Consider the following 12,332-nt stretch of genomic DNA (forward strand, 5'->3'; position numbering starts at 1 on the left):
GAAAAGAAAGTAGCACAAAGAAATAATTTAAACGGGATTATGTCGATAAATCAAGTAATTTTCCTGAAACAATTTAACAGTTTCTTATTTGTAGTATTACTGCAGAAATTGAATGGTTATTTGATGGCAATCCAATGCGGCACTGTTACCAGGGCAATCGGGCTTAAATTACTCCAATAATGCGGAGCAAATAATCATTATTCCAACCGGCCTTTAATCGTTTTATTTTTACACCGACTTTTGATATTTTTTCTTTATTTATCAGGTTTAAAGCAATATGTCTGATAGTGGCAAGATTGGCTGCACTATGGCCTTTGCGTGTCCGGTTGCTATCTTCATCAAAAGCAATATCAAGCACCCAATGTAAATTGTTCTCGATAGCCCAATGAGCGCGAACAGCATGTTCCAGTTTAGCCGGATTATTGGCGCTCAGACTACTGATGAAATAACGCGTTTCCCCGGTGATTCTATTTTCTGATTCTCTTGTTGCTGTAACCGCAATGATACTTTGTAGTCCTGCCCAAGCATGACGTTCTTTTAACCATGCGATCTCATCTGTCACACAGATAGTACGTGTTTCAATGCGTCCATGATCCCCATCAACAGTCACCATGGCGGCTTCAGGCGATAACTGCGAGGTAAAATACGTGGCAACATCTTCATGTAAGTTACCCTGGTTGCCCTTCAGGCTCAAGACATAATCGCCACCTTGTTGAATAATCTGCTGAGCAATTCTTTTCTGGCAACCCATGGCATCAACTGTAATCACACTTCCTGCAATATTCAGTCGCGATAACAGCTTGGGAATGGCCGTAATTTCATTGGATTTATTGTCCACTTTAACCTGACCCAAGACCAGGCTATTGTGCTGCGCCCATGCACTGACCATATGGATAGCTGCCTTTCTTGAAGCCTTATCAATGCTACGCCTTAAGCATTTACCATCAATTGCAATGACTTCTCCTTCAGTCAGACTGGCTAAGTCAGACACCCAGTTGGAAAAACACTCGCCAAACTGTTCATTGTCTATCGCTGCAAAAACATCTCCAAAGGTATCATGCGCGGGTATCCCATGCTGCAAACCAAGCAATTTAGTGAACCAGTCTATCTTGGCTTTGCCAAATTCTTCAATAGCCACCCAATTGTCCGCCCCACAGATAACAGCGCATAAGGCGATAAAAAATATATCCTGTAACTGGTGTTTCTTTTGCCTGTCTACTCTCGGGTCTTCAATGCTTGAAAAGTGATGGATAATTGACGCTATCGGTTTCTCTATCATTTGAAATCAAAATGATAAAGCTAATACCTCATCTTGTTTCTGTTTTCAAGCCTCTTTTAGCCCGATTGCCCTGGCACTGTTACTCAATTATTTGCAATAGATCGAAAGATTCTGGTTTTTTACCTCACCGTGGCTACATTTTTATCAGTCGACACTGCCTCAGCAACGAGCGAAACAAAACCACTGGGTCAGATTAATCAATATTTGCGGATCAATGGTGAGTTTATGAGCAGTTATGAATCATGGAATTACTTCAGGCCAGATCCGGCGGTTAATAATTCGTATGATTTGTGGGTGTTACGCGCGAGACTCGGGGCGATGCTGTCTACGCCCTATGTAGATGGTTTCGCACAAGCGCAATATAGCGGTCTTTATGGTCTTCCCAATGATGCGATTTCCTCCTCAGGCGGTCCTTTAGGACTGGGTGCAGCCTATTTTTTAGCCAATCAATCGGCGAACGCAAGTAACGTTTTTCTGAAACAAGGCTATCTTAACTTTAAGTTGAATGAGCTGGGCTTGCCAGGTGCCTTCGTGAAAACGGGCCGGTTCCAATTGATAGAGGGTATGGAATATGACTCTGGAAATGAGAAATTCGATGGATTGAAGAGAAGACGTATCGCAAAACGTCTCATCGGCGGATTTAATGCGATTTATGTCGGACGTAGTTTTGATGGTTTCTCAGTTGTCTATGATCGGCCTGAGTCCAATGTGACAGTCAGTGGGGTTCGCCCCACTCAAGGTAATCTCACCATTCAGGGACAAAAACAAATCAGTGATATCAATATTCTTTATGCAGCGCTTACCAGCAAAAAAGATTCATTATTGCCAGGAACGGAAGGCCGTTTGTTTTATATGAATTATGATGATCAGCGCGATACGCAGGTCATCGACAATCGGTCGTCAACTGCAAGACCTTCACTCAGTCAAGAGAAATTAAATATTCATACCCTAGGCGCACACTTATTGACGCTTCATCAAACGGAATCAGGCAGTATCGATGGACTATTATGGGGAGCGTATCAATTTGGTCACTGGACTGATCAATCTCATCAAGCCTGGGCGATTGCCGCGGAAGCCGGTTATCAATGGACAAAACTTCAGTTCAAGCCTTGGTTACGTGCCGTGTACTATCGCAGTTCAGGCGATAGGAATGCGCAAGACGGCAAACACCAAACTTTCTTTTCTGCAGTTCCCAGCGGACGTCTTTACGCCAAATTCCCGTTCTACAACCTGATGAATATACAAGATGCTTTTATTGAGTTCATCGCATCGCCTATGGCAAAGACACAGGTGAACATTAACCTGCATCAGTTATCACTGGCCAATTCCAACGATCTTCTCTACGGTGGATTGGGTGCGGCGTTGAACTCTGGCGCTTTCGGTTATTCGGGAAATGCTTCCGGCGGTCATAGCGATATCGGTCAGCTGGTTGACATCAGTTTTATGCATACCTATAGCAAACAGTTTTCATGGCGGCTTTATTTCGGCCATGCTTTTGGCGGCGATGTCATGAAAAGTATCTATTCAGGTAAAAGTGATGCGAATAACTTCCTGGTTGATTTCAATTTTGCATTTTGAGCGAGAGATATCTTATGACCCTATCCTGTAGCACAGACGATCAATTGTTGAATCCGAAAGAAATGATCACTGCCATTGAATTGCTGTTTCACCGTATGGATAACATCAATGACAAGTGCTTGAACGATTTTCCTCTTTATTCACCGGGAGATACCAATGCGTGGCGTGTTTCCTCAGGCGGTTCGTGGATTGGAGGGTTTTGGGGGGCCTGCTGGTGGTTGCGCTCCAAAATAACAGAATCAGCGCTTGATCAACGCAAAGCATCGGCTATTTGCAAAAATTTGGTTTCAAAAATTAGCATCGACTCCGGTAACCGGAGTCTGGTTTTTTGGTATGGCGCATCTCTAGGGGAGCTCTGGTTTCGTGACGCCGATGCACGCGCGCTGACAAAAGTATCTGTCGCTGCGCTGGTATCGGGTTTTGATCCTTTGATGAATGGTATTCCGCTGGGAACCGCATTGGGCGGTAGCAAAGAAGGCAACCGGCAGATTTCGATCGATAATTTTTCCAGCCTCATCCAGCTTTTATGCAGCAATAAACAGAAATCCTGTGAAGACATCGCAAAGCGCCATACCGATACACTACTGGCAGCATTCCACCAGAGTAATGGTGCATTTCACGCGCACGCGCAGTTTAACGGATACAACTTAATTCCAACAGGTCAGCCGGGTTCATGGTCACGCGGTCAGGCTTGGGCTATGCTGGGATTGAGCCGGGCAGCGGCACAATGGGGAGAGCCTTATTTAACTTATGCTACGACTGCCTGTGAATATTGGCGGCATTCCCGTCCGGATCTCTTGCCGCCAAACCGGCTTGATCATCCATCGCAACTCTGTGATCCTTCTGCAACTGTCATTGCATCGCTCGCTATGCTTTCACTGGCTCGCCTCACGCCCGATGGAGAGCAGTGGCGCATTTATGCGCATCGACAGATTACCGCAATTATTCGCAGCGGATACTTCACCGGTTTTCAGGAAGATGCTAAGCACCCAAAAGACCGGAGCAATGCAGCCCCCGGAATATTCTGGGGTTGTTGTTACAAAACCGGGCAGGATAAAGAAGAACTGGTCGAGTCGGTTTGGGGTGATTTTTTTCTTATGGCCGCACTTTGCGTGCTCACAGGTTTTATTGAGCCCGGTCAGTGCTAAATTCTAATTTTTTTCATAATCTAAGGAAATCAAATGCTACAACAGATAATCAACCCTGTATTTGCCGGATTCTCTGTCCAAGCCAAGTACTTTATTCTTATTGTATTCCTCTTTTCTCCCTTTCCATGCGTTGCTGAAGAAGTATCCATGCCGATACTGCTTCATGCCACTCGGGTTTTCGACGGTTATGAAATCAGAACCAATGTATCGATTTTGGTAAGGAATGGGCAAGTAGCGCAGATTGCGCCACGCGAATCATTTAACGCCAATAACAATGACAATGTGAAGATCATAGATCTGGGTGACGCGACCGTCCTGCCGGGATTTATCGAATTGCACGCGCATTTGTCCTACCAGAATGTTCCAGAGAATACTGTGCTAAAACATGGAATCACAACCATCCGGGATTTGGGTGGACCGGTACACAAGCCATATGGCGGCACTGGCAGCTTGCGCGTGCTTACTTCCGGTCCGATCATTACCGTACCTCAGGGCTATCCAATTGTAAAACTTGGTGCCACGGGTATTGCAATAGCTGTTTCCACGCCAGAAGAAGCGCGGCAAACTGTTCGCAACCTGATTGAAGCAGGCGCTGTCGTGATCAAGATCGCTCTGGAGCCTGGCGGAGAGGCGGGCGCGCCTTGGTCTTCTCACCACGGTCATACGCATCATGATCAGCCGGATAAAGCACATGGACATGCGCGTCACCAGCCTGCACATAAAGCTTCACATGCAAAACCAAAATGGCCATTGTTATCAGAGGAAACTGTGAAAGCAATTGTCGATGAAGCGCACAAAAATAATCGCAAGGTGTCGGCTCATGTCGCGGAAGTAACGGGTGTGGAAATCGCAATCGATGCCGGGATTGACGAATGGGCACATATACCTTGTGACCCTATCCCTGAACCGTTGTTAAGACAAGCAGTAGCACAGAATGTAAAAATCGTCAGCACTATCGACACCTTGTCAAAATGTACGGGCGTGGTGTCCAATGCTGTTACATGGACAGCATTGGGCGGTGAATTTTTATATGGTGCAGAAATTGCACATCCGGATATTCCCTGGGGTATCGATGTACAAGAGCTGATGTATTTAATGCAGATGGCACGAATGGAGTTAGTGGATGTCTTGCGTGCTGCAACATCAAAGGCAGGCCAGCACTTGGGCATGCCGCTGCTAGGTACCTTACAGTCTGGATCCCCTGCCGATATTATTGCAATCAAAGGCAATCCAATGCACAGTCTGAAGCATCTTGAATATCCTGATCTTGTGATTTCTGGCGGTGAAATAATTGTCAATCATTTTTAATTCTTCTGCGTTTCGCCACAATAGATTGGCCACCCGAATCTTCCTCCGTGATGGGAAAAACGATTATTTTATTGCTTCAGAACGCTATTTCAATACAAAGCACTTTCGGATTGGATATGAAATAGCGCGTCGTTGTGTTTTGAACCCTTTATAAGCGATTTCACAAAATATTTCGTGAGATTGTTTCTCCTATTTTTTCAGCTTATTCCACTTCTGGCTATGCCGTCAGATGGCCATTAAACCTATATTACCTATTAGGAATTCTTTGATTTTCTTGTTAAGAATCATACTTTGAAATCAGCCTATCAATGCTGTGACAAAATGCCGCGCGACAATTTGTCGCATTGTTTATATTGCATATTTCAGGATAATTCCCTTCACAAAGTTAATGCCACCCTTACTGCAAAGTAAGTCCGGAAAGCCAACGGATCTCTTCATTGAGATGGCCGGGTTGCCTCTCACGAATGATGGGGAGTAACTGGAGCCGGAACCGGAATGTTACAAAATCACCCAATCGACTCCAGATCATCATTCATTAATGAGACGCCAGAAGCTCTCTTGTTAATTCTGCAAGCAGCCTATGGCGCTGTCTAATCTTTTAAGTAGCGTCTCAAATATTTGGAGAAAAGAAAATGCGAAAAAATTCATATGGTAAGAAAACAAACACGCTGGTTTCCGCAGCAATTATTTCTGTTGCCACACTGGTTAGCACCAATGTATACGCAGCTAATGCAGTGGGATTTCAAGCCTGGACTGCTGGAAACGATCTTTTTGTGGGTGGCAGCATTTCCGCCGCTAATTCTGGCCTGAAGAGCTCCTATGCAGATAATCCCAGTCTAAGCTATTCCGCTTGGGCTCACACGGCTGACTATTTCACTTTTAATAACCATGACTTAGCCGATGTCACTGTAACCGTTTCTGGAGATTCAGGTTTTGTTCCAGGTCTCACGGTTTGGGCAACCGGTGGAACGGAATTTGACGGTGGAACTACGGATTTCGGTGGAGAAATAAGTTTGGCAGGATTTGGTACGCCACATTCAAATAATGCAGTAGGGGTAATGGGGGATTCAGGTACGCTATGGATGGCGAATGGTCAAGGCGGCAATGTGCTGGAAACCCTGGGTTACGCAGTTTCCGGCCCCTCCCACGCTGCTGGAACGACTGGCTGGGGTGAGAGTATTGTCCACGGCGCGAATGACGTGAGCCTGACAAATACTTTTGAGAATGGTGTGAGTGGTAGCACGAGCGCACATTCTGTAACACTCGAATTCAATGATTTGGCACCGGGTTGGTATGCTGTATATATTGGTGGTACTGATCATACTTCTGCCGGTGGGGTGTATGGCCTGACTGTTAGCGCAGTACCTGAACCAGAAACCTACGCGATGCTGTTGGTCGGCTTGGGCCTCGTTGGCTGGCGCATGAATAAACAGCACAATGCGTTGAATAGGACTGCCGCTTAATTAATAGTAAAGCGATAGCAAAAACGGGGCGTTTTACAGAATCGCTCCGTTTTCTACCGGGAAGAATTAATTTAACCGGTTTGCTATAAGGATTCAAGCAGCATTGCTACGAATCATGCTTAACAGAACTATCAGCACGTACTCAAAAAAACGTATAAACATTCTGATGTTCCTTGACGTTCACGCCGAGTAACGAGGAATGTGAGGAGTATTATCATGTTAATCAATATAAAAAAAATCATCAGTACCTTAACCAAAGTGTGCTGTCTCACTTTTTTTACCGGTTCGATCTTGCAGGCTGACGGTTTCGGACCTATTCCCATGACACTGAAAGGTGCGCCGGTTCCCGAAGTGCCCGGCTTGCTGGATGGCCCTGACCCCATCATTATTAACAAGGAAAAAGCGATTGCACTCGGCAAGGCCTTGTTTTGGGATATCAATGTCGGGAGCGATGGGGTGGCCTGTGCCACTTGCCATTTTAATGCCGGCGCAGATCGGCGCACTAAGAATCAGATTGCGCCAATCGGTCGAGGCAGCGACTTGCCTAAGGAGTTCTCGCTTGGTCGCGCTGGAACCCCGCGCGGACCCAATGCCGCTCTGAAAAAAAATGACTTCCCATTTTATCAAATCGATGATCCGATGAATCCCACCAGTGTTCCAATTTATAACAGCGATGATGTCGTTTCATCCGCGGGCACTTTTGGCGGTGCTTATCGGGATGTCGAATGGTTTGCGGAAAAGAACGACACGTGTGATCGTAGCGCTGACCCGGTTTTTCATGTCGGGGCAAAAGGCTTGCGTAAAGTTGCAGTGCGCAATACACCGACTGTCATTAATGCCGTTTTTAATTTTCGTAATTTCTGGGACGGTCGTGCCAACAATATTTTTAACGGTAGCAGTCCTTGGGGAGACCGCGATCCCGATGCTGGCGTCTGGGTAAGAAACAGCAATGGTACCGTCACCAAACAACGCTTACGGCTCATCAATTCCGCGCTTGCTTCCCAGGCGATTGCTCCGCCTATGGATGACACTGAAATGGCTTGCCATGGGCGCACCTTTACCGATCTGGGGCGTAAATTGCTGAATCGCAGACCACTGGAACAACAGAACGTGCACTGGAACGATAGCGTACTCGGCAGCCTAGCATTCAGTACTAAAGATAATTTAAAAAAAGGTTTGAATACACGTTACTATCGCTTAGTCATGCAAGCATTCAATCCCAAATACTGGGATTATACCCGCTCTGACCAATTTGGCTCTCCGCCACCCAGCAGCTCTGCGACGCATGCCGCACCTTATACGCAAATAGAATCAAATTTTTCTATGTTCTTTGCGCTTGCGATTCAAATGTATGAGTCGACTTTGATCTCCGATGATTCTCCTTTTGATCAGAGTGCTGTTGATGAGCACGGCATTCCCATTGAATTAAGCGAATCGGCGCAGCGCGGGATTGATGTTTTCCGTGATTCGCATTGCGCGCTTTGTCATATTGGCCCCAACTTTACTTCATCAGCGGTTGTGACGAACGGTATTTTACAAAAACTCAAACCGCATGCTTTCGGGAATTCCAGTTTTCGAGTCAGCACCACGAACGTTGTAACCGCTTTATCTTTAAACGGCGGCATGATGTTTCAAGATACTGGTTTTTCCGGTACCGGTGTGACACCAGTAGAAAACGATATTGGCTTGGGTGGTATCGATCCATTCGGCAATCCGTTATCGTTCTCCGATCAATATATGCAGCTTTTAGCAGGCAATCAAAACGGGATTGTTGATCCCTATGTAGCAGATGTACGGCCCTGTGATTTGGATACATCCATTGCAATCGATCGTGACATACCCCATCCGTTACTATTTACACGCGCGGATGGAATACAAAGGCAAACGCAGGATACCGCTAATTGCTTTAATCCAGCAGGCACATTTATTCCAACGGTTGATGCAGCTTTGGCAGAGTTAGAGAAGCCGGATCGAAGGCGATTTTTGAGTGCCGCTAAGGGTTCATACAAAATTCCAACATTAAGGAACATTGAATTGACAGGACCTTATATGCATAACGGCGGCATGGCTACATTGGATGAAGTATTGGAGTTTTATATCCGGGGTGGGAATTTTGAAACGCCTCCAAAAGAATTTGCGAAGATTTTTGCTCTGGTTGACGTGCGTTTCTCAGCGGAACAACGTGAGGACTTGCTTAATTTTCTTAAAACCTTAACGGATGATCGCGTGCGCTTTGAAAGAGCGCCGTTTGATCATCCTGAGTTGACTGTTCCCCACGGCCACGTAGGAAATGACGTAGCAATTACTGAGACCAACACCATTAGTGAAACGCTTGCGGCAGATGAATTCCTGTTGATTCCAGCTGTTGGAGCCGAGGGAAGAAAAGAAGCGTTGCAAGCATTTGATCGCTATTTAAAATAGTGCCGGAAAGCTCTAATTTATAACAGATAAATCCCTGTCTCTATGCCGTAGGCAATTACTTTTTTATATTTTCATCCGCCTATTCCCCAGTTAAGTCAATATCGCTTAACTGGGGTTGAGCTATTCTGTAAAATCTATTTATAATCAATTATATGCGACAATTTGTCACATTGACCCATGGTGCAGTTTGATAAATACTACTGTTGTGTTAAACGCAATTAATGCGTTCTATCACGTAAGGCGCAAAATATTTTTGTGCTATTTCTATAATAATTTTATTTAGTAGGTCTTTCATGAAAAATACATTCAAATATGCACTGTTGCTCGTTGGCATGACCTCGCTGCCAGCCATGGCTCATATCGGCTACGGCGCCAATGCCCCCACCGGCCGTGACTTCGGCAGCTTTACCAATATCGGGGATACGGCAACACGCACGGGCGCCAATGCTACCGGTAACTTCGGCTGGGTCGATGGCACCGATGCCGACTGGGGCGACAGCCACAAGACACGGGCTTACCGCTTTGAGTTAAAGGACGAACATGATGTCAGCATCTCGTTTCGGGGCGCGGCAACCGGCACTGGCGGCGCAATAACTAACCCCGGCTTTTCGCTGTATCAGGGTCTCGCCCATAACACAGCGGAAAATCCCGGACCACTTCCTCTGGCATCGGATCACGACTTTGCAGTCGGATCAACTCTCATCCGCGATACGATAGCTGGTGCTGGCAACACCGAGGGCTCGTTTAGAGCATTGGAAAGCTGGAGCATCACCAACGATAGCGATCCGCTGGCGCTTTCTCCCACTGTCTTTACCTTTATGGGAGCTGCCTACGACGGCAGCTTAGCCGGCCTCCTTCCTTGGGGTGACGGCGTTGCTGACGGCGTAGTTACACAAACCTTTCACCTACTGCCTGGTTTTTACTCGATATTTGTGGGTGGCACGGATTATAGCCAACAGACCGGTTTGGGAACCTGGGGAGTTGGGGGTGACTTAACCTACGGCGTTCAGGGTATGGTTTCAGTCGTACCCGAACCAGAAACCTACGCGATGCTATTGGCAGGATTAGGCTTGCTGGGTTTCAGCGCCAGACGCCGCGGCACGATTTAGCCATTGAACGGTTAATACTGTAAAACAGCTCTCGGTTTACTTGCAAGAGAGGGGTCTTGTGTTGCGCTACTTATCTCCTATGCCTGATATAAGATCCCCTTCCCACAATGCTTATCGCTTAAGCAAATACTTATCGTCGATCTTTCTTTAACACACAATCCGCCACATTAAAAACGATTGCAATTGTAATGATTTTTATCCTTCCTTCCGGTTTTTCCAAGGTGTGAAAATTTGTCGCAATTTTTAGAGTGATTGCCCGTCTCTATAATGCAAAGCCACTTCGAATGTGAGCAGATAAAGCGCATAAGATACTGATCTTATATAGGTAATACTTGTTATTGCTATGATTTCTAAATTAGAAATGGAATTAATAGCTAGAACCAAAGAGTTAAATCTAAAGGATATCAATTGAAAAAATGAGAAACGGAAACCGCAACTTTAACAAAAAGCATCTGGTGATTTCACTGATCCTATGGCAGGGCATCAGCTGCAGCGTTTTCGCGCATGAAGGCGAAGATCACACCGGCACAGCAGGGGCGCCAGGACTGCCTGATTGCCAAATATTGGCAGCAGCCCGGTTGTTTGATGGCATTAATTTTCCGCTAGATAATATGGCGGTACTTATTGAGGGCGACAAGATTAAGCAAGTAGACACTTTGACTGAGTTAAGCGGACTATGCGCCAATCAGATCAACCTGGGTGATGCAACGATTTTACCGGGGTTTATCGAGTCGCACGCACATATCACATTCCAGAACGTAAACAAGAATGCGGTATTGGAGCATGGAATAACCACCGTGCAGGATACCGGCGGCCCACTAATGGCACCTGAAGGCGGTCAGGGTACACTTCGATTACTGAGTGCGGGACCGATTATTCAGGCTGTCGACGGATATCCGCTTAATATATTTGGGGGCGGCGATGGCGGCTATGACAAAATTGGTGTTCACGTTGCATCAACAACCGAGGCCGAGAAAGTTGTCACTGATCTTGTTGCAGGCGGAGCAACAGCCATCAAGATTGCATTGGAACCCGGCGGAGAAACTGGCGCACCGTGGATGCAGCCGCACGATGGTCCTGTACCGCCTACGCCTTGGCCTATGCTATCGCAGGATATTACGAACGCGATTGTAGCGAAAGCCCATGCGCTGGGTAAGCGGGTCATTGTGCACGCCGGTGAAAATACTGGTTTTGAACGGGCGCTTGATGCAGGGATTGATGAATTTGCGCATATTCCATGCGCCGAAATCAATGACAGTTTGTTACAGCGCGCTGTTGATCAAGGGATTACTTTCGTAACCACGATTGATACGCTTGCTTCTTGTGTGGATACCGCGACGCAAAAGGGTATTCATTCCAACACGATGAGTTTGGCGAGCAAAGGCGCAAAATTTATCTACGGCTCGGAAATTGGACACGACAATGTTCCCTGGGGGATTAATGGGGAAGAATTTCATATGATGCTGCACTTAACAAGTGGCGCATCCATTGATTTTACCGACGTTGTGAACGTATTCAAGGCAGCAACTTCAAAAGCCGGAGAACATCTGGGTTTCGCTCCGCTAGGCACTCTGGTACCTGGTGCACCGGCCGATGTTATTGCTGTGCAAGGTAATCCATTTGAGAAATTTAAATTATTGGAATATCCGAGTCTGGTTATTTCTGGTGGCCGTACCATCGTAAATAAATTTATCAACCAGTCATCAGCGGCAAATGTCGAATGCTTCCTTACTTGGGCAGAAGGGAAATATCCTGATCTGTTTGCTCCATCAGGTGCTGCTACAGAGGTTTCGAGCTTTTATAGCTATCGTTATTACGCTAAAACTGAAGCTTATCTGGGCATATCTTCGACGGATAATCATGTGTATTACATGAAAAAAGCGGATGGCGTATTACAGGACGAAGGCTCGTTATCCAATTGGCTGCCAGTGTCGGGATGCCGGTAAAGTGTCAGCATTGAGCGATACAATTATTCTCAATTGGATTATGCGCATTCAGAGTTCAAAATATCATTGGTTGAAATGTT

At 46.2% G+C, this 12,332-nt stretch carries 9 protein-coding genes and 1 riboswitch; of the genes, 7 read left to right on the forward strand and 2 right to left on the reverse strand.

The genetic code is table 11. The annotated features are described in order from the left end of the window. Positions 1-163 precede the first annotated feature (163 nt). Entirely contained in the window at positions 164-1,279 is a 1,116-nt protein-coding gene (locus NIT79A3_RS08120; RefSeq protein WP_013964816.1) for an ISAs1 family transposase, read from the reverse strand. Between the two features lie 225 nt (positions 1,280-1,504). Between NIT79A3_RS08120 and NIT79A3_RS08125 the strand changes: the two genes are divergently transcribed. The 5 genes from NIT79A3_RS08125 to NIT79A3_RS08145 all read left to right on the forward strand — a co-directional run bounded on the left by NIT79A3_RS08125 (position 1,505) and on the right by NIT79A3_RS08145 (position 9,197). After that, positions 1,505-2,857 (forward strand): alginate export family protein, encoded by a 1,353-nt coding sequence (locus tag NIT79A3_RS08125; RefSeq protein ID WP_348225754.1) that lies wholly within the window; start codon positions 1,505-1,507, stop codon positions 2,855-2,857. 14 nt (positions 2,858-2,871) lie between these two features. Beyond that, positions 2,872-4,005: a hypothetical protein gene (locus tag NIT79A3_RS08130; RefSeq protein WP_013965731.1), complete on the forward strand. Its 1,134-nt coding sequence runs from the start codon at positions 2,872-2,874 to the stop codon at positions 4,003-4,005. A gap of 33 nt (positions 4,006-4,038) precedes the next feature. Beyond that, entirely contained in the window at positions 4,039-5,313 is a 1,275-nt protein-coding gene (locus NIT79A3_RS08135; protein WP_013965732.1) for an amidohydrolase family protein, read from the forward strand. A 380-nt stretch (positions 5,314-5,693) separates the two neighbouring features. Next, positions 5,694-5,772, forward strand: a riboswitch (cyclic di-GMP riboswitch). 173 nt (positions 5,773-5,945) lie between these two features. After that, positions 5,946-6,776 (forward strand): FxDxF family PEP-CTERM protein, encoded by an 831-nt coding sequence (locus NIT79A3_RS08140; RefSeq protein WP_013965733.1) that lies wholly within the window; start codon positions 5,946-5,948, stop codon positions 6,774-6,776. Between the two features lie 216 nt (positions 6,777-6,992). Further along, positions 6,993-9,197 carry a cytochrome c peroxidase gene (locus tag NIT79A3_RS08145; RefSeq protein WP_013965734.1) on the forward strand — a complete coding sequence of 735 codons (2,205 nt, stop codon included), beginning with the start codon at positions 6,993-6,995 and terminating at the stop codon, positions 9,195-9,197. 275 nt (positions 9,198-9,472) lie between these two features. Here NIT79A3_RS08145 and NIT79A3_RS19450 read toward each other — a convergent pair whose 3' ends face one another. Then, a complete protein-coding gene (locus tag NIT79A3_RS19450; protein ID WP_348225755.1) occupies positions 9,473-9,700 on the reverse strand; it encodes a hypothetical protein in 228 nt (75 codons plus the stop codon). A 249-nt stretch (positions 9,701-9,949) separates the two neighbouring features. Here NIT79A3_RS19450 and NIT79A3_RS19455 point away from each other — a divergent pair, with 249 nt between their 5' ends. Together NIT79A3_RS19455 and NIT79A3_RS08155 are read left to right on the forward strand one after the other, a co-directional pair. Next, complete coding sequence (locus NIT79A3_RS19455; protein ID WP_348225756.1) at positions 9,950-10,306, forward strand: FxDxF family PEP-CTERM protein; 357 nt, start codon at positions 9,950-9,952, stop codon at positions 10,304-10,306. Positions 10,307-10,722: 416 nt separating this feature from the next. Continuing rightward, the gene (locus tag NIT79A3_RS08155) at positions 10,723-12,252 is read left to right on the forward strand and encodes an amidohydrolase family protein (RefSeq protein WP_013965736.1); all 1,530 of its coding nucleotides are present in this window, start codon (positions 10,723-10,725) and stop codon (positions 12,250-12,252) included. Positions 12,253-12,332 lie beyond the last annotated feature (80 nt).

The sequence above is a fragment of the Nitrosomonas sp. Is79A3 genome (assembly GCF_000219585.1).
Lineage (GTDB): Bacteria > Pseudomonadota > Gammaproteobacteria > Burkholderiales > Nitrosomonadaceae > Nitrosomonas.

Bases quoted from the DNA above. Each gene is read 5' to 3' on its own strand.
- NIT79A3_RS08120 (WP_013964816.1), bottom strand. From the start codon at position 1,279: ATGATAGAGAAACCGATAGCGTCAATTATCCATCACTTTTCAAGCATT.
- NIT79A3_RS08135 (WP_013965732.1), top strand. From the start codon at position 4,039: ATGCTACAACAGATAATCAACCCTGTATTTGCCGGATTCTCTGTCCAA.
- NIT79A3_RS08125 (WP_348225754.1), top strand. From the start codon at position 1,505: ATGAGCAGTTATGAATCATGGAATTACTTCAGGCCAGATCCGGCGGTT.
- NIT79A3_RS08155 (WP_013965736.1), top strand. From the start codon at position 10,723: ATGAGAAACGGAAACCGCAACTTTAACAAAAAGCATCTGGTGATTTCA.
- NIT79A3_RS08140 (WP_013965733.1), top strand. From the start codon at position 5,946: ATGCGAAAAAATTCATATGGTAAGAAAACAAACACGCTGGTTTCCGCA.
- NIT79A3_RS08130 (WP_013965731.1), top strand. From the start codon at position 2,872: ATGACCCTATCCTGTAGCACAGACGATCAATTGTTGAATCCGAAAGAA.
- NIT79A3_RS08145 (WP_013965734.1), top strand. From the start codon at position 6,993: ATGTTAATCAATATAAAAAAAATCATCAGTACCTTAACCAAAGTGTGC.